The organism is Stenotrophomonas sp. GbtcB23 (genome assembly GCF_019091045.1).
GTDB lineage: Bacteria > Pseudomonadota > Gammaproteobacteria > Xanthomonadales > Xanthomonadaceae > Stenotrophomonas > Stenotrophomonas rhizophila_A.
This window is the reverse complement of record NZ_JAGXKC010000638.1, coordinates 1-240: the sequence shown is the minus strand read 5'-3', so window position 1 is coordinate 240 and position 240 is coordinate 1. Positions and strand designations below refer to the sequence as shown.

Here is a 240-nt window from a genome sequence, read left to right as displayed (position 1 = left end):
TCTCGGCGGTGAGCAGCGCGCGGGGAATGCCGCGCCCGGCGCCCACGCGCAGCGCCACCAGCGTGTCCAGCCCATCCAGGCGGTCGTGCAGGTGGTAGGCGACCAGCATCACGTCCGGCTGCGCCTGCACTTCCTCCAGCGCCTGGTCCACGGTGCTGGCAGTGGTCACCTGCACCTGCCAGCGGCCCAGCAATGCACGCATGCCGTCGAGGATTTCCTGGTCGTTGTCCACGCACAGCA

At 70.0% G+C, this 240-nt stretch carries 1 protein-coding gene; it reads right to left on the bottom strand.

From position 1 onward, the window contains the following. Window positions 1–240: response regulator (locus KVS69_RS20405; protein WP_217540133.1), on the bottom strand; the 240-nt coding region annotated here is incomplete at both ends.